At 73.0% G+C, this 22,208-nt stretch carries 21 protein-coding genes; 7 read left to right on the top strand and 14 right to left on the bottom strand.

The window, feature by feature from the left end:
• Positions 1 to 30: 30 nt before the first annotated feature.
• From nuoH to ACWCYO_RS15265, 4 genes are read right to left on the bottom strand one after another with little or no spacing between them, the layout of a single operon-like run.
• Positions 31 to 990 carry an NADH-quinone oxidoreductase subunit NuoH gene (gene nuoH / locus ACWCYO_RS15280; RefSeq protein WP_405000696.1) on the bottom strand — a complete coding sequence of 320 codons (960 nt, stop codon included), beginning with the start codon at positions 988 to 990 and terminating at the stop codon, positions 31 to 33.
• Positions 987 to 2,075, bottom strand: a complete 1,089-nt coding sequence (locus ACWCYO_RS15275) for an NADH-quinone oxidoreductase subunit C (RefSeq protein WP_449784490.1) — start codon at positions 2,073 to 2,075, stop codon at positions 987 to 989. Before ACWCYO_RS15275 ends, nuoH begins: the two co-directional genes overlap by 4 nt.
• Entirely contained in the window at positions 2,072 to 2,740 is a 669-nt protein-coding gene (locus ACWCYO_RS15270) for an NADH-quinone oxidoreductase subunit B (RefSeq protein WP_270146404.1), read from the bottom strand. The genes ACWCYO_RS15275 and ACWCYO_RS15270 overlap by 4 nt, the downstream gene beginning before the upstream one ends.
• Positions 2,731 to 3,147, bottom strand: a complete 417-nt coding sequence (locus tag ACWCYO_RS15265; protein ID WP_449784489.1) for an NADH-quinone oxidoreductase subunit A — start codon at positions 3,145 to 3,147, stop codon at positions 2,731 to 2,733. The genes ACWCYO_RS15270 and ACWCYO_RS15265 overlap by 10 nt, the downstream gene beginning before the upstream one ends.
• Positions 3,148 to 3,448: 301 nt before the next feature.
• Between ACWCYO_RS15265 and ACWCYO_RS15260 the strand changes: the two genes are divergently transcribed.
• Positions 3,449 to 4,672, top strand: coding sequence for a sensor histidine kinase (locus ACWCYO_RS15260; RefSeq protein ID WP_405000823.1), 1,224 nt, complete (start codon positions 3,449 to 3,451; stop codon positions 4,670 to 4,672).
• 143 nt (positions 4,673 to 4,815) lie between these two features.
• Here ACWCYO_RS15260 and ACWCYO_RS15255 read toward each other — a convergent pair whose 3' ends face one another.
• Positions 4,816 to 5,877 carry a S1C family serine protease gene (locus ACWCYO_RS15255; protein ID WP_449784504.1) on the bottom strand — a complete coding sequence of 354 codons (1,062 nt, stop codon included), beginning with the start codon at positions 5,875 to 5,877 and terminating at the stop codon, positions 4,816 to 4,818.
• A 248-nt stretch (positions 5,878 to 6,125) separates the two neighbouring features.
• On the opposite strand from ACWCYO_RS15255, the gene galE reads away from it, so the two are divergent.
• On the top strand, positions 6,126 to 7,112 hold the full coding sequence (galE, locus tag ACWCYO_RS15250; RefSeq protein ID WP_270146402.1) for a UDP-glucose 4-epimerase GalE: 987 nt from the start codon (positions 6,126 to 6,128) through the stop codon (positions 7,110 to 7,112).
• A 40-nt stretch (positions 7,113 to 7,152) separates the two neighbouring features.
• Here the strand turns inward: galE and ACWCYO_RS15245 are convergent, their stop codons facing one another.
• Complete coding sequence (locus ACWCYO_RS15245; protein WP_270146401.1) at positions 7,153 to 9,576, bottom strand: serine/threonine-protein kinase; 2,424 nt, start codon at positions 9,574 to 9,576, stop codon at positions 7,153 to 7,155.
• A 415-nt stretch (positions 9,577 to 9,991) separates the two neighbouring features.
• Here ACWCYO_RS15245 and ACWCYO_RS15240 point away from each other — a divergent pair, with 415 nt between their 5' ends.
• On the top strand, positions 9,992 to 10,639 hold the full coding sequence (locus tag ACWCYO_RS15240; RefSeq protein ID WP_270146400.1) for a TetR family transcriptional regulator: 648 nt from the start codon (positions 9,992 to 9,994) through the stop codon (positions 10,637 to 10,639).
• A 227-nt stretch (positions 10,640 to 10,866) separates the two neighbouring features.
• On the opposite strand, the gene ACWCYO_RS15235 is transcribed toward ACWCYO_RS15240, so the two are convergent.
• The 6 genes from ACWCYO_RS15235 to ACWCYO_RS15210 form a co-directional block, all read right to left on the bottom strand.
• Positions 10,867 to 11,811 carry a beta-ketoacyl-ACP synthase III gene (locus tag ACWCYO_RS15235; protein ID WP_270146399.1) on the bottom strand — a complete coding sequence of 315 codons (945 nt, stop codon included), beginning with the start codon at positions 11,809 to 11,811 and terminating at the stop codon, positions 10,867 to 10,869.
• Between the two features lie 123 nt (positions 11,812 to 11,934).
• Entirely contained in the window at positions 11,935 to 13,161 is a 1,227-nt protein-coding gene (locus ACWCYO_RS15230) for a L,D-transpeptidase family protein (protein WP_449784488.1), read from the bottom strand.
• A gap of 132 nt (positions 13,162 to 13,293) precedes the next feature.
• The gene (gene mqnE / locus ACWCYO_RS15225) at positions 13,294 to 14,457 is read right to left on the bottom strand and encodes an aminofutalosine synthase MqnE (RefSeq protein ID WP_449784487.1); all 1,164 of its coding nucleotides are present in this window, start codon (positions 14,455 to 14,457) and stop codon (positions 13,294 to 13,296) included.
• A 52-nt stretch (positions 14,458 to 14,509) separates the two neighbouring features.
• A complete protein-coding gene (locus ACWCYO_RS15220) occupies positions 14,510 to 15,472 on the bottom strand; it encodes a threonine ammonia-lyase (RefSeq protein ID WP_449784486.1) in 963 nt (320 codons plus the stop codon).
• A gap of 3 nt (positions 15,473 to 15,475) precedes the next feature.
• Positions 15,476 to 15,934 (bottom strand): Lrp/AsnC family transcriptional regulator, encoded by a 459-nt coding sequence (locus ACWCYO_RS15215; protein ID WP_030055719.1) that lies wholly within the window; start codon positions 15,932 to 15,934, stop codon positions 15,476 to 15,478.
• Between the two features lie 119 nt (positions 15,935 to 16,053).
• Positions 16,054 to 16,728, bottom strand: a complete 675-nt coding sequence (locus ACWCYO_RS15210) for a UbiX family flavin prenyltransferase (protein ID WP_270146396.1) — start codon at positions 16,726 to 16,728, stop codon at positions 16,054 to 16,056.
• Positions 16,729 to 16,818: 90 nt separating this feature from the next.
• On the opposite strand from ACWCYO_RS15210, the gene ACWCYO_RS15205 reads away from it, so the two are divergent.
• The 3 genes from ACWCYO_RS15205 (at position 16,819) to ACWCYO_RS15195 (ending at position 19,857) form a co-directional block, all read left to right on the top strand.
• Positions 16,819 to 17,568, top strand: coding sequence for a cyclase family protein (locus ACWCYO_RS15205; protein WP_270146395.1), 750 nt, complete (start codon positions 16,819 to 16,821; stop codon positions 17,566 to 17,568).
• A 65-nt stretch (positions 17,569 to 17,633) separates the two neighbouring features.
• Complete coding sequence (locus ACWCYO_RS15200) at positions 17,634 to 18,350, top strand: MOSC domain-containing protein (RefSeq protein ID WP_270146394.1); 717 nt, start codon at positions 17,634 to 17,636, stop codon at positions 18,348 to 18,350.
• A gap of 211 nt (positions 18,351 to 18,561) precedes the next feature.
• A complete protein-coding gene (locus ACWCYO_RS15195) occupies positions 18,562 to 19,857 on the top strand; it encodes an LPXTG cell wall anchor domain-containing protein (RefSeq protein ID WP_449784485.1) in 1,296 nt (431 codons plus the stop codon).
• A 66-nt stretch (positions 19,858 to 19,923) separates the two neighbouring features.
• Here ACWCYO_RS15195 and ACWCYO_RS15190 read toward each other — a convergent pair whose 3' ends face one another.
• Positions 19,924 to 20,067, bottom strand: coding sequence for a VOC family protein (locus tag ACWCYO_RS15190; protein WP_270146392.1), 144 nt, complete (start codon positions 20,065 to 20,067; stop codon positions 19,924 to 19,926).
• A gap of 8 nt (positions 20,068 to 20,075) precedes the next feature.
• Positions 20,076 to 20,870 carry a TetR/AcrR family transcriptional regulator gene (locus ACWCYO_RS15185; RefSeq protein ID WP_270146391.1) on the bottom strand — a complete coding sequence of 265 codons (795 nt, stop codon included), beginning with the start codon at positions 20,868 to 20,870 and terminating at the stop codon, positions 20,076 to 20,078.
• Between the two features lie 97 nt (positions 20,871 to 20,967).
• Between ACWCYO_RS15185 and ACWCYO_RS15180 the strand changes: the two genes are divergently transcribed.
• On the top strand, positions 20,968 to 22,194 hold the full coding sequence (locus ACWCYO_RS15180) for an FAD-dependent oxidoreductase (protein WP_449784484.1): 1,227 nt from the start codon (positions 20,968 to 20,970) through the stop codon (positions 22,192 to 22,194).
• The last annotated feature ends 14 nt before the right edge of the window (positions 22,195 to 22,208 follow it).

The raw sequence follows: 22,208 nt of genomic DNA, 5'->3' as shown, positions 1-22,208 counted from the left end.
CCTCCGGCCGGGGGTACCCCCATCGCTCGCTCATGAGATCGCCACCTTGATGATGCCGGTGAGGGCCAGCTGCACGAGCGCGAGCGGGATCAGCCCCACCCAGGCGAAGCGCATCAGCTGGTCCTCGCGCAGGCGCGGATAGGTGACCCGCAGCCAGATGACCACGAAGGCCAGCGCGAAGGTCTTGAGGAGCATCCAGAGCCAGCCGAGCTGGTCCGCCATCGGCCCGTGCCAGCCGCCGAGGAAGAGCACCGCCGTCAGCGCCGACACCACCAGGATGCCCGCGTACTCGGACAGCAGGAACAGCGCGAAGCGCAGGCCGGTGTACTCGGTGTACGCGCCGAAGATGATCTCCGAGTCGGCGACCGGCATGTCGAACGGCGGCCGCTGGAGCTCGGCCAGACCGGCCGTGAAGAACACGAAGGCGCCGATGATCTGCCAGGGCAGCCAGTACCACTGCCAGGCGTCCAGGATCCCGGGCAGCGACAGGGTGCCGGCGGCCATCGCCACGGAGGCCGCCGCCAGCACCATCGGCAGCTCGTAGGACATCAGCTGCGCGGCCGTGCGCAGACCGCCGAGCAGCGAGAACTTGTTCGCCGAGGCCCAGCCGGCCATCAGCTTGCCGATCACGCCGACGCCCATCACGGCCAGCACGAAGAACAGCCCGGCGTCGATCGCCTGACCGACGAAGCCGTCCGGTCCGACCGGGATCGCCAGCAGCACGAACAGGTAGGGCAGCAGCGAGACGGCGGGCGCCAGCTGGAAGATCCGGCGGTCCGCCCCGGCCGGGACGACGTCCTCCTTCTGCGCGAACTTCACGCCGTCCGCGACGAGCTGCGCCCAGCCGTGGAAGCCGCCCGCGTACATCGGGCCGAGCCGGCCCTGCATGTGCGCCATGACCTTGTGCTCGGTCTGGCCGATGACCAGCGGGAAGAGCAGGAAGACGACGAGGGTGGCGACGCAGCGGAGCACCGTGTCGAGCAGGTTCACGCGCCGTCTCCGTCCTGGTCGGCCGCGCCGGCCGAGTTCTCGTGCTTGGCCCCGCCCGGTTCCTCGGTCGACGGCTCCTCGGTCGACGGCTCCTCGGTCGACGGCTCCTCGGCCGACGGCTTCTCGTCGTGGGCGGGCACCGGGTGGTGCCAGGGCGCGTCGGAGGACCGGGGCCGGACCGGAGCCGCGGACTCGGTGGCGGCAGGAGTCTCCTCGGCCGCCTGGCTGACCGACCCCTCGGACACCGACCGCGTCCGCCGCGGCCGGTCCGCCCGCACCGGCGGCGCACCCTCGACGGCGGCGGCCTCCGGAGCCGCGGAAGCCTCGGCGGCCGCCTGGCTCGCCGACCCCTCCGACACCGACCGCGTCCGCCGCGGCCGGTCCGCCCGCACCGGCGGCGCACCCGCACCCTCGACACCGGCACCAGCGGCCGCAGCCGCAGCCGCGCCCGCCCGGGGCGTCCGCGCCGCCGCGCCCGCCGCCCGCGCACCGCGCGCGGGCCGCTCGGCGACCGGCGGCAGGGTGCCCTTGAGCGGCCCCCACTCGTTCGGGTCCGGCACACCGGCCGGCTGCATCTTGCGCCGGGCCGGCCCGCCGCCGTGGTCCGACTCTCCCGGCTCCTTGGCGCCCGGCCAGTCCTTGGCGACCCGCGCCGCGAGCACGAACTCCTTGCGCAGCGGGTGCCCCTCGAAGCCGTCCGGCAGCAGCAGGGTGGCCAGGTACGGGTGCCCGGGGAAGTCGATGCCGAACATCTCGTGGGTCTCGCGCTCGTGCCAGGCGGCGCCCGCGTACACCGCGACGGCGCTGGGCAGCGCGGCCCCGTCGCGCGGCACCCGGGTGCGCAGCGCGAGGTGGCGCACGCCCGGCGCCTCGGCGGCGGCCAGGTGGGCGACCACGGAGAAGCCCTCGGCGAGCTCGTCGACGGCGCTCAGCCAGTCGAAGAAGCCCAGGCCCAGCACGTCCCGGGCGCTGGTGAGCGCCTCGATCCAGCGCTCGGCCGGCACGTCGACGGTGATCAGCCCGTACGCCTCGGCGCCGGTCGCCCACTCCCCGACCGACGCCGCGTACTGCTCAGGCGTGGTCACGAGACCCCTCCCTCGGACGAACCGGCCGACGGACCGGCCGCCGGACCGCTCGAAGGCCCCGGCACCAGCGGACGGCGCAGCGCCGCCGCGGGCGCGGCGTAGCGGCCGGGCAGCGACTCGGCGGCGATCTTCTCCTGCAGCTTGAGGATGCCCTGGAGCAGCGCCTCCGGCCGGGGCGGGCAGCCGGGCACGTAGACGTCGACCGGGATGATCTGGTCCACGCCCTTGGTGACGGAGTACGAGTCCCAGTACGGGCCGCCGGAGTTGGAGCAGGCGCCGAAGGAGATGACGTACTTCGGCTCGGGCATCTGCTCGTAGAGGCGCTTGACGGCGGGCGCCATCTTGTCGGTGACCGTCCCGGAGACGATCATCAGGTCCGCCTGGCGGGGGCCCGGCGCGAACGGGATGACGCCCATCCGGATGAAGTCGTGCTTGGCCATGGACGCGGCGATGAACTCGATCGCGCAGCAGGCCAGGCCGAAGTTGAAGCACCAGAGGCTGTAGCGACGGCCCCAGTTGAGCACGACCTTGACCGGGTCGGGCGCGAGCCGGGCCAGCGGGCCGAGGCCGCGGTGCTCGACGGCGCCGGGGCGGGCGGGGTCGGGCAGGCCGAGCGGGACGGGACCGCCCTGGGCACCGTGCGAGTGGGTGTGCGTCACGTCCATTCCAGAACGCCCTTCTTCCAGGCGTAGAGCAGTCCGACCGCGAGGAAGCCGATGAAGAGGAACATCTCGATCAGCGTTGCGGCGCCGTACCCGGCGGCGGCGAAGACGGTCGCCCACGGGAACAGGTAGATCGCGTCGACCGCGAAGATCACGTACAGGAAGGCGTACACGTAGTAGCGGATCTGGGTGTGCGCCCAGTCCTCGCCCACCGGGTCCACTCCGCACTCGTAGGCGAGGAGCTTCTCGGGTGAGTACACCACCGGCCGCAGCAGGCGGTTGGCGGTGAACGCCACGGTGACGAAGAGCACCCCGATGACGGCCAGCAGGCCCATCGCGGCGTACGCGTCGAAGTAGCCGCTGCCGACCGCCGGGTCGGCCACGACGGCAGCCGCCTGCTGCCCCTCCATGCCTTCGCCTCCACCTCGGCCGTGAATCCGCCCTCTAAGACAGTTCTACGACGGTTTGCCCGCACGGTCTCGACCACGGTTTCAACCATGGCCAATGCGTGAGTCTAAGGGGACGGCTCCGCTCCCCCCGAAACCTGCCCGCTCCGCAAGACGTCCGGTGGACACCGGGTGAACGCCCAGGGCCCCCCGGCCGGGGTGGGGATAACCCCCGGCCGGGAAGATGTATCACCCCCATGGCACGTCCGCTCCCCGATTCGGGAAGCTTGGTCCGCCAGCTCGAACGAGGGGACTGATGATTCCGATGAAGTCGCTGCACCGCCGCGCCGTGGACGCCGTCAAGGAGCAGGACGCTCGGATGGAGCGTCCGCCGCTGTACGGCGCGCGGATGTGGCACCAGGTCGGGCAGCTGATGCTCAACCTGCCGCTGGGCATCGCCGGCTTCGTGCTCTCGGTCACCGCACTCTCGGTCGGCCTGGGCCTGTCGGTCACGGTGATCGGCCTGCCGGTGCTGGCCGCCGGGCTGGCCGGCTCCCGCGCCCTGGGCGCGCTGGGCCGCCGCCGGGCCCGCTCGGCGTACGGCTCGCGGATCGACGAGCCGCAGCCGGTGAAGCCGCGCCGCCCGGGCGCGGTCGCCTACACCATCGCCCAGCTCACCGACCTGCTGAACTGGCGTTCGGCGCTCTACAACGTGCTGATGCTGCCCTGGGGCATCCTGAGCTTCACCCTGTCCCTGGTCTCGGTGATCGTGCTGTGGCCGGTACTGCCCGTGGTGGTGCGCGCGATGGCGGCGATCGACCGGATCCTGATCGAATCGCTGCTCTTCCCCGGCGCGCTGGCCGAACGGGTGCGCGAGCTGGAGGACGACCGCGGCACCGTGGTCGACACCGCCGCCGCCGACCTGCGCCGGATCGAACGCGATCTGCACGACGGCGCCCAGGCCCGCCTGGTCGCGCTGGCGATGGATCTCGGCATGGCCAAGGAGCGGCTGCGCGAGGTGGAGACGGAGGAGGACATGGCGGTCGCCACCCGAATGGTCGACAACGCGCACGGCGAGGTGAAGCTGGCCCTGCAGGAGCTGCGCGACCTGGCCCGCGGCATCCACCCGGCGGTGCTCACCGACCGCGGTCTGGACGCGGCGCTGTCCGCGGTCGCGGCCCGCTGCACCGTCCCGGGCGGGGTGAAGGTGAACGTCGACCTGGCCGGACCGGACGGCGAGCCCGAGCGCCCGGACTCGGCCGTCGAGGGCATCGCCTACTTCACTGTCAGCGAGCTGCTGACCAACGTCTCCAAGCACGCGGGCGCCGGGAGCGCCTCGGTCGACGTCTGGCGTTCGGACGACCAGCTGATGGTGCTGGTCCAGGACGACGGCAGGGGCGGGGCCGCTCCCTACCCGGGCAGCGGCCTGGGCGGGCTGGCCGAGCGGATCCGGGCGGTGGACGGGGTGTTCCTGGTGGAGAGCCCGGAGGGCGGCCCGACCACCGTCACCGTCGAGCTGCCCTGGCGCACCCGCACCGCCCGCCGCTGAGCCCCCGGGGGCACGAAGAGGCGCCAGGACCTCGTCGAGGCGGTGGACGAGGTCCCGGCGCCGGTCCGGTGCGCCGGCCGCCCCGCGGAACCCTTGCGCGGTGAGCGGGTCGAGCGGCGCACCGGGGTCGGCGGGAGCCGGGTCTAGGAGCTGCTCTCCAGCGTGCCGAGCGTGACGTCAGCGGTCCTGCTGTTGCCGTCCCGGACGTAGGTGACGGTCACCTTGCTGCCCGGGGTGAGCGAGGCGAGCGCGGTGGTGAGCGCGTTCAGCGAGTCGACCGGGGTGTCGCCGATCTTGGTGATGACGTCGCCGGGCTGGAGCCCCGCCGAGGCGGCCGGCCCGCCCTGGCTGACCGCCACGATGACCGCGCCGGCCGGCTGGAACTGCTGGTTGAAGCTGGTCCGGGCGGTGATGCCGAGCGCGGCCCGGCCGGAGTTGGTGACCTTGCCCTGCTTGATCAGCTGGTCGGTGATGTTGGTGATGGTGGACGCCGGGATGGCGAAACCGATGCCGGGGGCGGCCGCGCCGTTGGTCTGCGGCTCGGTCGCGGCGAGGGTGTTGATGCCGATCACCTGGCTGTCCAGGTTGACCAGTGCGCCGCCGCTGTTGCCCGGGTTGATCGCGGCCGAGGTCTGCACCATGTTGCCGATGGTGGCGCCCGGCGAGCCGCCGCCGCGGGGCTCGGAGACGGTCCGCCCGGTGGCCGAGACGATGCCCTGGGTGACGCTGCTGGAGAGCCCGAGCGGGCTGCCCATGGCGAGGGTGATCTGGCCGAGCTGGACCTTGCTGGAATCGCCGAAGGTGGCCGGCTTTAGGCCGCCGGGCGGGCTGCTGAGCTTGATCACCGCGAGGTCGTCGTCGGGATAGCTGCCGACCAGGGTGGCGTCCAGCGCCTTGGTGGTGTTGGCCAGGGTGACGGTGAAGGCGGTCGCGCTGCCGACCACGTGGGCGTTGGTGACGATGTCGCCCTTGTCGTCGTAGACGATCCCGGAGCCGAGGCTCTCGCCGGTGGTGATCTGGACCACCGAGGGCAGCACGTCGCCGATCACCTTCTGGTACGCGTCCTGCAGCTGGTTGGCAGCGCCGGGCTGGGCGCCGGGGGCGGAGGAGGCCTGCTTGGTGGTGCCGGACGAGGAGGCGGCCGTGGAGGAGGACGAGGAGGCCGAGCTGCTGCACCCGGCCAGCGCCAGCGCCAGCGCCGTCATGACCGCGACCGCGCCCGGCCCGAGCAGCCGCCGCTGCGCCGCCTTGGGCCCGGTCGGCCGGGGGCCGGCCGGCAGCGGGCGGTTGTGTTCCTTCGTTCGGCTCACCTGGCTGCCTCCGATTCGTCACCACGCCGAGGGCGCGGGCATGAGAGCACGGGAATCTTTGTCAGCATTTCACCGAATTGTCTGAATTGTCGGCTCGACTCGCCCGAGCCCGGTGCCCGAATTCGAACGCCTAGGATTGCCGCATGACTTGGTTGATCACCGGCGGTGCCGGTTACATCGGTGGGCACGTCGTCCGCCAGCTGCTCGACGCCGGTGAGCGCGTCGCCGTCCTGGACGACCTGAGCACCGGCGACGCCTCCCGAGTGCCGGCCGGCGTCCCGCTGATCGAGGGCTCCACCCTGGACCGCGCCGTCCTGGACGCCGCGATCCGCGAGCACGGCATCGAGGGCGTGCTGCACTTCGCCGCCAAGAAGCAGGTCGGCGAGTCGGTCGAGCAGCCGTTCCTGTACTACCGCGAGAACGTGATCGGCCTGCAGACGGTGCTGGAGGCCGCGGCCGAGGGCGGCGTCAAGCGCTTCCTGTTCTCCTCCTCCGCCGCCGTCTACGGCATGCCGGACGTCGACCTGGTCACCGAGTCCACCCCCTGCGCGCCGATGAGCCCGTACGGCGAGACCAAGCTGGCCGGCGAGTGGCTGGTCGCCGCGGCCGGCAAGGCCCACGGGATGTCCACCGTGGCCCTGCGCTACTTCAACGTGGCCGGCGCCGCCTCGCCCGAGCTCTCCGACACCGGGGTGTTCAACCTGATCCCGATGGTCTTCGAGCGGCTGACCGCCGGCGAGGCGCCGCGGGTCTTCGGTGACGACTACGCGACCCCGGACGGCACCTGCGTCCGCGACTTCATCCACGTCTCCGACATCGCCTCGGCCCACGTGGCCGCCGCCAAGCGGCTGGCCGCCGACCCGGCCGGGGAGACCGCGCTGGTGCTCAACATCGGCCGCGGCGAGGGCGTCAGCGTCAAGGAGATGATCGAGGTGATCGGCAAGGTCACCGGGTACGACACCACCGCCGAGGTGACCCCGCGCCGCCCCGGCGACCCGGCCCGGGTGGTGGCCTCCGCCGACCTGATCCACCGCGAGCTGGGCTGGAGCGCGCGCCACGACGTGGCCGACATGGTCTCCTCGGCCTGGGATGGCTGGTGCAGCCGCCACCCCGAGGCCCGCAGGGCCTGACCACCGGGCAGCGCCACCGGCACGGCGGTGTCCGCCCCGCTCAGCGGGCGGGCACCGCCGTGCCGTAGTAGGCGTCCAGCGCGTACACGCAGCGGTCCTTGGAGCCGACGAAGACCCGCCCGCCGACCGCCACCGGGGAGCCGGTGAGCTCGCCCTTGGTGCCGAGCTCCCAGCGCAGCTGACCGGTCGCCAGGTCCAGGGTGTGCAAGGAGTGGTCCCGGCTGCCCAGGTGCACCAGGCCGTCGGCCACCGCCGGGGAGCCGACGATCTCGCCGCGCGCGGTGTAGCGCCAGCGCTCCCGGCCGGTCGCCGCCTCGAAGGCGTACAGCACCTCGCCGCTGCCCACCAGCACCATGCCGTCCCCGACCACCACCGGCTCGGCGCCCTGGCGGCTGCCGGTGACCCCGCGCCAGCGGTCCAGGCCGGTGGCCGCGTCCAGCGCGTAGACGGTGCCCAGGTAGTCGGCCACGTAGACCGCGTCGCCGTCCAGCGCCGGCGGGGTGAACAGCACCACCGGGGCGTCGAAGCGCCAGCGCTCGGCCCCGCTGGCCGCGTCCAGCGCGTACACCCGGGTGCCGGCCGTCACGTACAGCACGCCGCCGCGTTCGACCGGGTGCGAGGGCACGTCCTCGCCGACCTGGAAGGACCAGCGCAGGCCCGCCCCGCGCGGGTCCACGCAGCGCAGCCGACCGGCGCCGTAGTAGTAGGCCTGGCCGCCCACCAGGACCGGGCCGGACTGCGGGTTCTCGTAGTCCTGCTGGGCGTCGTCGGCGCGCCACAGCTCGGCGCCGGTGGCGGCCGCGCGCAGCTGGACGCCGCCGCCCCGCACGCCGCAGCAGAGCACGCCGTCGGCGGCGGAGAGCGAGTAGACCCAGCCGTCCAGCGAGGTGCGCCAGCGCTCGGTGCCGTCCGCGACGTCCACGGTGTACAGGTGCGGGCCGTCGGCGGCGTGCACCCGGCCGGCGTCCACCGCGAGCGCCCAGGCGACGTCCCGGGTCTTGTAGCGGCGCTCGCCGGAACCGATGTCCAGCGCGTGCACCTCGAAGCTGGAGACGAAGAGCGTGCCGTCGGCGACCACCGGGGTGCCCCAGACGTCGTTGGACATCCGGAACCGCCAGGGGCGCCAGCGGGCGGCCGGAGCCGGGGACGGCGCCGGGGCCGGGGTCGACGGAGGGACCGGCGCCGGGGTCGGCGCCGCCGCCCGGCGGACCCAGTCGGTCGCGGCCGGGGCGGTGCCCGGACCGGGCTGCTCGTGCTCGGCCCGAGGCCCCGGGCCTATCCGCACCGAGGCGCCGGACAGTTGCACCTCGACGGCCACGCCGCCGGTGGGCGCGCGGTGCTTGTTCTTGGAGGGGATCTTCGCGGTCGGGATCCCCTCGTCCGGGCCCCCCGGCCGCGGGCCGGCGTGCACCGGCCCGGACTGCGGCGCGTGCCCGGCGCCCGGGTAGGTGCGCGGGTCGTCCGCGCCGACGGGCTGCGGCGGCGCGGGCGGCTGCTGCGGCGGGGCCTGGGGGTGCGAGGGCCGCGGCGGCTCGGCCGGGCCGGCGTACGGGCGGGGCGCCGGCGCGCTCGGACGGCGGCCGCGCTTGCGCTCGATCAGTTCCAGCGCGTTCGCGGGCAGCCAGTCGCCGGCCTCGCCGGAGGCGTCGTCCCGGGAGAACAGGTGCGGGGCCAGCTCGGCCTGGATCTGCGCCGGGGTCGGCCGGCGCTCGGGCGCCTGTTGCATGCAGGCGCGGACCAGGTCCATCAGCTCGGGTGCCATGCCGGTGAGGTCCGGCTCCTCGCGCAGCAGCTGGAACACCGTCTCGACCGGGTTGGAGCCGCGGTAGGGCGGGTGCCCGGTGGCGCAGAAGACCATCAGCGAGCCGAGCGAGAAGACGTCGCTGGCGCCCCGGACGGTCCGGCTGTCCCGGGCCTGTTCCGGGGACATGTACGCGGGTGTGCCGACCGCGACGTTGGTCATGGTCAGCCGGGTGCTGGAGACCCCGGAGGCGATGCCGAAGTCGATCACCTTGGGGCCGTCCTCGACCACCAGGACGTTCGAGGGCTTGAGGTCGCGGTGGATCAGCCCGGCCGCGTGGATGGACTGCAGCGCCTCGGCGATGCCGGCGACCAGCCAGCGGGTGGCCTCCACCGGCAGCGGGCCGCACTCCTCGACCAGGTCCTCCAGCGAGGGTGCCGGGATGTACGCGGTGGCCAGCCAGGGCACCCGGGCGTCCGCGTCGGCGTCCACCACGGCCGCGGTGTAGAAGCCGCCGACCGTCTTGGCCGCCGCGATCTCGCGGGCGAAGCGGACCCGGAACAGCTCGTCCTCGGCCAGCTCCCCCCGGACGGTCTTGATGGCCACCCGGCGCCCCGAGGCGGAGCGCGCCAGGTAGACCAGCCCCATCCCACCCGCGCCGAGCCGCCCCAGCACCTCGAAGGGCCCGATCCGCCTCGGATCGTGCGCCGTCAGCTGGTCCACTCCGCAGCCACCTCCCCGTTGTCCGCACCCGCCGCGTGGTGCCGGACCCGATTCTCCAATGCCGCCCGGCGCATCTCCAACCTCCCCCACCGGAGACGGCCGCCGGGACAGTCCGCTGGTCAGCGATGACGGAACGGCCGGATTCTGACGCCCGTTCCGGCCGCGACTTGCGCCGCGGGGCCCGGACCGTCGACTCGTCACCCCATGCAGCCGGTCACGCTCTGTCACTCGATCATCCCTCAGCGGACTCGCCGTCACGCTATGGGGTCAAAAGCACACGGGGGGGCTTCAAGGACGGCTTCGAGACCGGTGAATATCCGTCCGAAGTGGTTCGGGGCGCTATAGCAACCCCCCATGCGGAGCAATAATCGCATCACCGAATCGCGCCAAGATCGTGCCACGGTAAGCTGACGGCATGACAGGACAAGTTCGCACCGTCGACGGTCGCGTCGCCGGGCGACGCGGACAGGAGACGCGGCAGAAGCTGCTCGACTGCCTCCGTGAGATGCTCAGCACGTCGCCCTATCGGGACGTCAAGGTCATCGACGTCGCCCGTATGGCGGGTACCTCCCCCGCGACCTTCTACCAGTACTTCCCGGATGTCGAGGGCGCCGTCCTCGAAATCGCCGAGGAAATGGCCAAGGACGCCGACACCCTCAAAGAGCTGGTGGCCGGAAAGTCCTGGGCAGGGAAGTCCGGACCGACCACTTCGGAAGAACTGGTCGACGGATTCCTCGCCTTCTGGCGCAAGAACGACGCCATTCTCCGAGTGGTCACGCTCGGTGCCGCGGAAGGGGACAAGCGGTTCTTCAAGATCCGCATGACCGTCCTCAACGCGGTCGCCAAGCCACTCGCCGAGGCCGTCAAGGAACTCCAGGCGAAGGGTCAGGCCGACAAGTCGCTCGACCCGAACGCCGTCTCGGGGGCCCTGGTCTCGCTGCTCGCCGCGGCGGCCGAGCACCAGAAGGCCTTCACCTCCTGGGGCGTCAAGGTCAAGGACCTCAAACCCAACCTCGCTCCCCTGGTGTACCTGGGCGTCACCGGCAAGAAGGCGCCCAAGTAGCACCGCCCGTTTTATCCACCATCCGCTCCGCGCGCAGCCCCGGCCTCCTGTCCGGGGTACGACGGACGGCGGCCGTGTCCTCGGGGGAGGTCCGCCGACGTTCCGCACGCGCGCCAGACATGCCGGTGGGCGAGCACCCCTCACACAGGGTGCCCGCCCACCGGCATTTGTGCTGTTACTCGCCCGCTCGCCTCCAGGCCGCTTAGGGCCCGGTGCCGACGGTCGAGTCACGGACAGCGCACGACCTGGCCGGCGTAGGCCAGGCCGCCGCCGAAGCCGAAGAGCAGGACCGGGTCGCCCGGGGAGAGCTCGCCGCGCTCGACCAGCTTGGAGAAGGCGAGCGGGATCGAGGCGGCCGAGGTGTTGCCGGAGTCGACCACGTCCCGGGCCACCACCGCGTCGGCGAGGCCCAGCTTGGCGGCGATCGCGTTGATGATCCGCAGGTTGGCCTGGTGCGGGACGAAGCCCTTCAGCTCCGACGGGTCGAGCCCGGCCCGCTCGCAGGCCTCGCGGGCCAGCGGGGCGAGCTGGGTGGTGGCCCAGCGGAACACCGACTGGCCCTGCTGGCTGATCACCGGGTCCCAGCCGGTGATCACCACGGCGTCGCCCCGCTCGGGCTCGGAGCCCCAGACCACCGGCCCGATGCCCGGCTCGGCGCCCTCCTCCTGGGCCTCGACCACCGCGGCGCCCGCGCCGTCCCCGAAGATCACACAGGTGGAGCGGTCGGTCCAGTCGAGCGTGTCGGACATCCGCTCGGCGCCGATCACCAGCGCCCGGCGCGCCGCCCCCGCCCGGATGGCGTGGTCGGCGGTGGCCAGCGCGTAGGAGAAGCCGGAGCAGACCGTGTTGACGTCGTACGCGGCGGGCGAGCGGACGCCCAGCCGGGCGGCCACCGCGGCGGCGGTGTTGGGGCTGCGCTCGATCGCGGTGCAGGTGGCGACCACGACCAGGTCGATCTCGGCCGCCGTCCGGCCGCTGTTGGCCAGGGCCTTCTGGGCGGCCTCGGTGGCGAGGTCGACCAGGGTCTCGCCCTCTGCGATGTGCCGGGTGCGGATGCCCACCCGGGTGCGGATCCATTCGTCATCGGTGTCGACGAGTGCCGCCAGGTCGTCGTTGGTGAGGACCTTGGGGGGCTGGTAGTGGCCGAGTGCCACAATGCGCGAACCGCTCATGCTGCCATGGAACCGGGTTACCCGCTGGTCAGCGGGGCATGACCGGCTACAGGATCCGCACCGGCGATCTGTAGGGGCTCCACAAGGGCCTTGCGGCGCCTGGGCCCGGGGCGTTCACCGAGGTCAGGCGGCCAGTGAGGCGGCGTCACCCATCACGATCACCGGATGGGCGGCCGGGTCCAGGGTGCGGATCAGCTGGGCCATCTTGTCCTCGGGTATCGACACGCAGCCGTGGGTCGGGCCGTCGTGGTCGACGTGCAGCCAGATGCCGCCGCCCTTCTTGGTGCCCATCGGGCGGCGCATGTCGAGCGGGGAGCTGCCGGCGACCCGGTTGTAGTTGATCGCGACCACGTAGTCGAAGGAGCCGGCCAGCTGGTCGCCGAAGAAGCCCGTCCCGGAGACCACGAAGCTCGGGTCCTTGTCGTACGGGAGCTTGCTGCCGGGGTTGTCGTTGCGGCCGCCGGCGTCGGTGAGGTCGAAGACGCCGATCGGGCTGCGCAGATCGCCCTCGTTGTGGTCGGTGGTCCAGCCGTTCTTGCCGTTGTGGCCCTGCCAGGTCTCCCCGGCCAGCCAGCGGCCCTCGGGGGTGCGGGTCCACAGGGTGACGGTGTTCTTGTCGGTGTCCTTGCCCTGGCCTGCGGCGACCACCACCTGGGTGGTCGCGGCGGGGATCTTCGCGGTGAAGGCGGCACCGAGGCCGGGTATCGCGGCCAGCGAGCCGTCCGGGCGGGTCTCGCTCCGGCCGGCGGCCGGGGGCGCGGACTGCCGGTCGGTGGCGGCCTGGACGGCGGCGGGGGCGGGCGGTGCGGGCTGGTCCGGCTTGCTGACGCCCTCCGGGGCGGGGCCGTCGGCGGCGGTGGCGACGGACCTGGAAGCGTCCTGGCCGACGGTGTACCAGCCGGCGGCGGCCGCGACCAGCAGTGCGGTGCCGGCCATCACGGCCTTGCCGTGACGTTTCTGTTTGGCCTTGCGCCGCCGCCCCCGGGCGGCGGCCCGGCCACCGGGCGCGGGGGCCGCGGCCGGGGTCACGGAGGCGAGGGGCGCCACGGGCGCGAGCTCCTCGTGCAGCGGCTCCTGAAGGTACGGCTCGTGGACCGGCTCGTGGACCGGCTCCTGGTACTGCTGGTACTCCTGGTACGCCGGTTCGGGCTCGGCGGGGTACGCCTGGAACGGCTGGTCGTACGCCTCGTAGTACCCGTCGGCGGTCTGCTGGTACTCGCCGTAGCCGCCCTGCGGGTACGGCTCGTACGCGCTGTACGGCGCCCCGTGCGACTGCTGCGGCACCCCGTACACCGGCTCCTGCATCGGCTCGTACGGCGGGTACTCGGTGGCGCGATGAGAACCGGACATGCCGTCGATCCTGCCAAACGCCGTACCGGTTGGTAAACCCGGGGCGCGTGCGGGAGCCGTGAAGGCGCCGCCGCCCGGGCCGCGGGTGCGGTCCGGGCGGCGGGGACTGCGCAGGTCAGAGGCGTGCGCAGGTCAGAGGCGCATCGCCTGCGGGGTCTCGCGGCGCGTCAGGTCCGGACCGTCGTACTCGCGGATGACCTCGTAGCGGGTGTTGCGCTCCACCGGGCGGAAGCCGGCGTCCCGGATCAGGCCGAGCAGGTCCTCGCGGCCGAGCTTGTTCGGGGTGCCGAAGTTGTCCGCGTCGTGGGTGATCTTGTACTCGACCACCGAGCCGTCCATGTCGTCCGCGCCGTGGCTGAGCGCCAGCTGAGCGGTCGTGACGCCGTGCATCACCCAGAAGACCTTGACGTGCGGGACGTTGTCGAAGAGCAGCCGGGAGACCGCGAAGGTCTTCAGCGCCTCGGCGCCGGTGGCCATCTCGGTACGGGCCATCAGCTTGTTGCGCACGACGCCGTCCTTGGAGTCGTGGAAGTCGTGCTGGTAGCGCAGCGGGATGAAGACCTGGAAGCCGCCGGTCTCGTCCTGCAGCTCGCGCAGCCGCAGCACGTGGTCCACCCGGTGGCGGGGCTCCTCGATGTGGCCGTACAGCATGGTGCAGGGCGTCTTGAGGCCCTTGGCGTGGGCGAGGCGGTGGATCCGCGACCAGTCCTCCCAGTGGGTGTCGTGGTCGACGATGTGCTGGCGGACCTCCCAGTCGAAGATCTCCGCGCCGCCGCCGGTCAGCGACTCCAGGCCGGCGTCGATCAGCTCGTCCAGGATCTCGTCGGCGGACAGGCCGCTGATCTTCTCGAACCAGTGGATCTCGGTGGCGGTGAAGGCCTTCAGCGAGACGTTCGGCAGCGCCGCCTTCAGCTCCCGCAGCGAGCGCGGGTAGTAGCGCCACGGCAGGGTCGGGTGCAGGCCGTTGACGATGTGCAGTTCGGTGAGGGACTCGCTCTCCATCGCCTTGGCGAGGCGGACGGCCTCCTCGATGCGCATCGTGTAGGCGTCCTTCTCGCCCGGCTTGCGCTGGAACGAGCAGTACGCGCAGGACGCGCTGCACACGTTCGTCATGTTGAGGTGCCGGTTGACGTTGAAGTGGACGACGTCGCCGTTCTTCCGCGTCCGCACGTGGTGGGCCAGCCCGCCCAGCCAGGCCAGGTCGTCGCTCTCGTAGAGCGCGATCCCGTCCTCACGGGTCAGTCGCTCACCCGCGTAGACCTTCGCCTCCAGCTCGCGCTTGAGCCCTGCGTCCATGCGGTGACCCGCCTCCTCCGACATTCGATTCCTTGCCGGACTGAGCGTACGCCTATGCCGACAGCAGCTCCGCGAGCAGACCCGGGTCGATGTTGCCACCGCTGACCACGGCGGCCACGGTCTGACCCCCCGTCTCGGCGGCGCGGTGGAAGTAGGCGGCCGGGGCGACCGCGCCGGAGGGCTCGGCGACCAGCCGGCCGCGGCGGGCCAGCAGGGCGACGGTGGCGCGGATCTCGTCCTCCGTGACGGTGACGATGTCGTCCACGTAGGTGGTGATGTGCTCGTACGGCAGCACGCCGACCGAGGGGGTGCGCAGCCCGTCCGCGATGGTTCGGTAGGTGTCGGCGACCGGCCACTCCACCCGGCGCCCGGACCGCAGGCTGGCCTGCGCGTCGGCGGCCAACTCCGGCTCCACGCCGATCACCCGGATGCCCGGGCGGGTGAGCTTGAGCGCGGCCGCCGTCCCGCCGATCAGGCCGCCGCCGCTGACCGGCACCAGGACGGTGTCCAGTTCGGCCGGGGCGTCCTCGGCGATCTCCAGGCCGACCGTGCCCTGGCCGGCGAGGATGAACGGGTCGTCGTACGGCGGGACCCAGACGTAGCCGTGCTTCTCGGCCAGCTCGCCGGGCAGGGTGTCCCGCTCCCCGGGCGGAACCAGGATCACCTCGGCGCCGTACGAGCGGGTGGCCTCCACCTTCACCGCGGGCGAGGTGTCCGGCATCACGATCACGGCCTTGACGCCGAGCAGCTGCGCCGCGTACGCGACCGCCTGTGCGTGGTTGCCGCTGGACTGGGCCACCACGCCGCGGGAGCGCTCGTCCGCGGTCAGCGTGGCCAGCCGGTTGTAGGCGCCACGGGTCTTGAAGGCGCCGGTCGGCTGGAGGTTCTCGGGCTTCAGCCAGAGCCGCCGCTCGCCCTCGGACGCCCAGGGGGCGGGGACCAGCGGGGTGCGTACCGCCACCCCGGCGATCCGCTGCCGAGCGGCGCGCAGTTCCTCCAGACCGACCAGTGCCATGCGTCACTCTCCTACAGGAGGAAGTTCACTCACCCGGTTCTCCCACTTGGTGGAGAGTACGACGGTGGTGCGGGTCCTGGCCACGCCTTTGGTGCCCGAGATCCGCTTCACCACCGACTCCAGGCCGGCCACGTCGGCCACCCGGACCTTGAGCATGTAGGAGTCGTCACCCGCGATGAACCAGCAGTCCTCGACCTCGTTGAGGTCCTTCAGCCGGAACGCGACGTCCTCGTGGTCGGCCGCGTCGGTGAGCTGAAGGCCGATCAGGGCCGTGACGCCGAAGCCGAGCGAGGCCGGGTTGACCGTCGCGCGGTAGCCGGTGATCACACCGGCCTGCTCCAGGCGGTTGATCCGGTCCGTGACGCTCGGGCCGGAGAGGCCGACCAGTCGGCCCAGCTCGGCGTAGGACGCACGGCCGTTCTCCCGGAGCGCCTGGATGAGCTGTCTGTCCACCGTGTCCATATACCGTCCGCGTCCTTCCGAACCTCACCAGACCCACAGATCATTATCCGGATTCAAAGGCGCCGTGCGCTGACCGACCCGGATATCGCAGAGAACATACTCTCCCGCCCTCGGTCTCCTTACTCCCCCTCAGCCCGATCGCCGTCCCCGCCGCCGGACTTGCCGGCCGCCGCGCCCAACTCGCCCTCCCAGCGCAGGTACAGGGAATGCGGCACGTCGACGGCGTCCAGCACCCGGCCGGCCACGAAATCCACGAGTTCGCGCACGGTGGAGCCGCCGGCGTAGAAACCGGGCGAGGCGGGCAGCACGACCGCGCCCTGCGCGTCGAGTTCCACCAGGTGCTTCAACGTCACCCCGTTGAGTGGTGTCTCGCGCACGCAGACGACGAGCGGACGGCGCTCCTTGAGGGTGACGCTGGCCACCCGCTGCAGCAGGTCCTTGCTCAGGCCGAGCGCGATCCCGGCCACCGCGCCGGTCGTGGCGGGGACCACCAGCATGCCCTTGGCGGGGTACGAGCCGCTGGACGGGCCGGCCGCGAAGTCCCCGGCGGACCAGTAGCGGACGTCGTCCAGGCCGTCCTCCGTGCCCAGCCAGCGCGCGAGGTCGGCGCGCCAGTGGGCGTCCCGGAAGGAGATGCCGGTCTCGTCCAGGATGGTGAGCCGGGCCGCCCGGCTGACGATCAGGTCCACCGCCTCACCGGCGGCGAGCAGCGCCCGGATCACCGAGGCCGCGTACGGCGTCCCCGACGCTCCCGAGACCCCGACCACCCACGGCTGACGCTTCGCAGTTCCCATGGGGCAATTCTGTCCCGGCCCCACCTGCGGCTTCGGCCCGGGCACGGCGGAGCGGGCCCACGGGGGCGCGGCCCCTGGGAGGATGGGCGCATGGCAGCGACCCTCGTCGACCTCACCCATCAGGTGACCACCGCGATGCCGGTCTACCCCGGCGATCCGGCCGTCCTGCTGGAGCCCGCACTCACCACCGCCACCGCCGGGGTGAACGTGCTGGCCCTGCACCTCGGCTCGCAGTCCGGGACGCACGTGGACGCGCCGTACCACGTGGACGTCACCTGGCCGACCCTGGACGGGCTGCCGCTGGAGCGGTTCACCGGCCCGGCCGTGGTGGCCGACCTGCGCGGGCTGGAACCCCGTACGGCCGTCACCCCCGAGCTGTTGGCGCCCGCGCTGGAGCGCTGCGGCGAGGGCTCCGTGCTGCTGCTGGCCACCGGCTGGGCCCGGCACTGGGGCACCGACGCCTACCTGGCCCACCCCAGCCTCACCCCGGCCGCCGCCGAGGCGATCGTGGCCGCCGGGGTGCGGACGGTCGGGGTGGACGCGCTGAGCGTGGACCCCACCCCCGACCCGGGGCCGGACGACCGGGCGGTGGCCGCGCTGCTCGCCGACCTCACCGACGAGCACGACGGGCCCGACGCCTCGGCGGAGGAGCCGACGCTGGCCGCCCACCGGGTGCTGCTGGGGGCGGAGGGCGGCGGGGTGATCGCCGAGAACCTGACCGACCTGCGGGCGCTGCTGGAGGCGCAGCAGGCCGGCCGGCCGGTCGAGGTCTCGCTGTTCCCGCTGCGGCTGGTGGCGGCGGACGGGGCGCCGGTGCGGGCGGTGGCGCGGCTGGGCTGAGCCCGCCCGCTCACCCGCAACTTGGTCTAGACCATCCCCCGGCGGCGCCACTAGGCTGTCCGGCCATGGCTGAGATCATCGGAGTGGTCGAGCGACTCTGGCGCTACCCCGTGAAGTCCGCCGGCGGCGAGCGGCTCGACTCCGTCGACGTGGACGTGCGCGGCCTGGCCGGCGACCGCCTCTACGCCGTCCGCGACGCCTCCGGCAAGCTCGGCTCGGCCAAGAACACCCGCCGCTTCCGTCGGATGGACGGCCTGCTCCGGCTCTCCGCCCGGCTCGGCCGCCGGATCGACGGCCCCGAACTGTTCGACCCGCTCGGCCGCCCGGTCGACCACCCGACCGCCTTCCTGCGCGCCTACCTCCAGCGCGAGGACGTCGAACTCGCCCGCGAGGACGCCGTATCGCACTTCGACCGGCTGCCGGTCAGCCTGCTCACCACCGCCACCCTGGACTGGGTGCGCGAGGCCGTCCCGTTCGCCGTCGTGGACGAACGCCGCTTCCGCCCCAACATCGTGCTGCGCACCCCGCCGGGCACCCCGCCCTTCGTCGAGGACGCCTGGTTCGGCCGCCAGGCCCACGGCGAGGCCCCCGACAGCGCCCGGCTCTCCCTCGTCACCTCCAGCGAGCGCTGCGCGATGACCGGCGCCCCGCAGCCCGGGCTGCCGCACGCCCCCGAGATCCTCAAGGCGATCGTGCACGCCCACGACGGACGCCTCGACGCCCTGGCCGAGGTGGTCTCCCCGGGGCGGCTACGGCTGGGCGACCGACTGGTGCTGGACTGAGTTCGATCGCTTCCGAAAAAGTTCGACTCCGACTGCAACCTTGACGGCCCCCGAACGTCTATCTAGCTGAGCGGCGGGGAAGCCCGCCGCGGCGGACCGCGACTGACGCCGGGGGCGACGCCCCTGACCACCGGTCCGACCCACACCGTACTGATCGACCGGCGCCAGACGACGCCGGTGCAAACCCTGAGGGGTATTCAGAATGTCTGCAGTGCGGGAAAACCGTTCCCGCTCGACCATCGTCACCGCCGCCACCCTGGGCGTGCTGCTGGCCACCGGCGTGGTGATGGCCTCCCCGGCCGCCTACGCCGCCGACCTGAGCACCACCGCCACCTCGCCCCGGGCCACCGCCACCCCGACCGCCACCCACACCGCTTCGAGCGCGACCCGCACCTCCACCGGCGCCACCGATCCGGCCACCGCGGCCGCTCCGGCCCCCGCCACCGAGGTCGGCAAGCCGTCGCTGACCGTCCAGGAGCCGGCCTCGATCGGCAACGGAGGCCGACCGGTCGAGTTCACCGAGGCCATCACCAACCCCGGTACCGCCGAGGCCTCGTACACGCTGAGGCTCGACGCGAGCAACGGCTACGCCCGCTCGCCGGGCCGCATCACCATCGAATCCCTTGACGCCGACGGCAGTTGGAAGCCCGTCGAGCCGGCCTTCAGCCAGGCCTCGGACGGCTTCCACTTCACCGGCGAGATCCACGGCGTGACCGTCGCCGCCGGCGCCACCAGGACGCTCCGGCTGCGCCTGGCCGCCCCGCTCGACAACGACTGGGCCGGCCTGGACGGCACCGTCAAGCTGTCCTCCGCGATCGTGGACCCGGACGCGAAGACCGTGCTCGCCGAGAGCACCCGGAACGTCGCGCTGAAGGCCCTCAAGGTGCAGGTCAAGGGCGCGCCGACGAGCGCCGTGATCGGCGGTGCCCCGGCCGAGTTCGACGTCACCGCCACCAACCCGAGCGCCTCGCGCTACGACAACGCCTCGTTCGTGGTGCAGGCCGACCGGCACAGCACCCTCCAGGTGCAGCAGGCCGACGGCAGCTGGCAGGACGTCACCGCCACCCCGACCCCGGGGCCCGGCAACACCGTGCTGTACCACCTCACCGAGGACCGGACCCTCGCGGCCGACGCGTCCGTCACCAAGCACGTCCGGCTGGCCTTCACCGCCGGCGCCGCGACGGGCGAGACCCGGGTCAACCCGTGGGCCGTCCTCGGCGAGGGCGGGCAGCACCCGGCGTACGTGGGCCCGCAGGGATTCCCGGTCGAGCTCACCGCGGCCACCGCCCCGGCCGACGAGGCCGCCACCACCGGCACGGACACCGGCAGCACCGTCCGGACCGCCCTCGGCAGCGATTCCAGCGCCACCGCCGACACCCGGCTCGCCGGCGGCGAGCTGGCCCGCACCGGGTCGACCGGCATGCGGCAGGCCGCGCTGGGCGCCGCCGCGCTGCTCGCCGTCGGCATCGGCGCGGTGTTCTTCGCGCGCCGCCGTCGCAGCGCCTGATTCCTGCCCCGAGAAGCACCCGAGCCCCGGCCCCCGGCACCGTCCGGGGGCCGGGGTTCGGCGTCCTCAGCTCCTGACCAGGCAGAACGGGTGCCCGGCCGGATCCGCGTAGACGCGCCACCCGCCGGCGTCGTGCAGCCGTACGGCACCGAGGGCGAGCACCGCCGGCTGCGGGCAGTCGAGCACGAGGCACTGCAGTGCGCCGATCACGGTTCTCCTCAGGGTGTCTCCCGGTCCGCCCCGGGCAGGGCGACCGCGCGCAGGTAGGCCTCGGTGAAGAGGTCGATGGACTCGTCCAGCGAGGGCAGGGCGGCGCCGAGGGTGGTTTCGAGCACCGGGCGCATCAGGACCCGGCTGAGCAGCGGGCCGAGCAGCAGCTGCACCAGCACCGGGAGCGGCAGCGGTCGGATCCGGCCGGACTCGACGTGGGGCAGCAGCAGACGGCCGAGGCCGTCGACGATCCGCGGCATGTGGACCGCCATCACCCGGGCGGCGGGCCCGTCGGGGCGGCTGAGCAGGTCGGCGAAGACCGCCGGAATGATCCGCGGTTCGCCGGCGAGGCTGGCGAGGAAGGTGCGGTGGAGCGCCCGGACGGTGTCCTCCAGGCGCTCGGGCGGGTCGGCGGCCAGTGCCTCCAGGTCCGGCAGCGGGCCGTACTGCAGGAAGACGGCGGCGAGCAGGCCGTCCCGGCCCTCGAAGACGGCGTGCAGGCTGGGCAGCGAGCACTCGGCGCGGTCCGCGACCGCGTCCAGGGTGATCGCGCCGAGTCCGCGTTCGGCGACCAGTCGGGACGCCGCCTCGATCGCGCGCTCCCGCACCGGGGGGCGTCCGCCCGGGTCGACGCCCGCCTGCCGGACCGCCTCGTCCAGCGCGGCCCGGGAGCCGCCGAGCCGGCGCAACAGGGTGCTGCGCGAGATGCCGGCCGCCGTCGCGATCGCCGTCAGCGGCACGTCCGCGACGTCCCGTCCCCGTTCCTTCGCCGCGGTGAGGGCGGCTGCCACCAGGTCCTCCATGTGAAGCATCGTACTACTTGACACCTGAGACGGTTCCAGAGATTCTCTATATGTGAGTTCCACGCGGGAACGGCAAGGGGATCGAGGGGAGAAAGCCATGAGCGTCGTCGTCTCCGGGGGCGGACCGGCTGGAATGATGCTGGGCCTGATGCTGGCCCGCGCGGGCGTCGAGGTGACCGTCCTGGAGAAGCACGGCGACTTCCTGCGCGACTTCCGCGGCGACACCGTCCACGCCTCCACCGTGCGGCTGATGGACGAACTCGGCCTCGGCCGGAAGTTCGCCGCACTGCCGCAGAGCCGGCTCGGCAACATGGTGGTGCCGGTGCCCGGCGTCGGCACGGTCGCGCTGAGCGCCTTCGACAAGCTGCCCGCGCCGTACAACTACATCGCCATGATGCCGCAGTGGGACCTGCTCAACTTCCTGGTCGAGGAGGCGGAGCAGGAGCCCACCTTCACCGTGCGGATGAACACCGAGGCGACCGGGCTGCTGCGGGAGGGCGGCCGGGTGGTCGGCGTCCGCTACCGCACCCGGGACGGCGAGGAGGGCGAGATCCGTGCCGACCTCACCGTCGCCGCCGACGGCCGGCACTCCACCCTGCGCCGGGAGGCCGGACTCACCCCCGAGGAGTACCCGGTGCCCTTCGACGTCTGGTGGTTCCGGCTCCCCCGGCACGCCCACGAGCAGGCCGCACCGCCCAACCTCGCCCCCGGCTTCGGGGACCGCGAGATGGCGCTCAGCCTCACCCGCGCCGACTTCTTCCAGATCGCCTACTTCAAGGCGAAGGGCTCCGACGCCCGACTGCGCGCCGAGGGCATCGAGCGCTTCCGCGCCCGGATCGCCCGGATCATGCCGCAGTACGCCGACCGGGTCGACCAGTTGGCCGGCATGGACGACGTCCACCTGCTCGACGTCAAACTCAACCGGCTGGACCGCTGGTACGTCGACGGGCTGCTGCTGATCGGCGATGCCGCCCACGCGATGTCCCCGGCCGGCGGGGTCGGCATCAACCTCGCCATCCAGGACGCCGTCGCCGCCGCCACCCTGCTCGCCGAACCGCTCCGGCACGGCCGCCCGACCGTCGCCGCCCTGGCCCGGGTGCAGCAGCGCCGCTGGTGGCCGACCGTGGTCATGCAGCGGATGCAGCGGATCCTGCACGGCGCGATGTTCGTCCCGGTGCTCTCCGGCCGCCGGGCCGGCCCGCCCGCCGGCTTCGCCGCGGTCACCCGCCGGGTGCCCGCGGTGCGGCTGGCCATCTCCCGCCTCGTCGCCTTCGGACCGCGCCCCGAGCACGCCCCGGCCTTCGCCCGGCGGCCCGCCGGGTGATCCGGCTCGCCAAC

The sequence above is a fragment of the Kitasatospora sp. NPDC001683 genome (assembly GCF_053596495.1).
The sequence above is the reverse complement of the archived record's forward strand: the minus strand, read 5'-3'. Positions and strand labels throughout refer to the sequence as shown.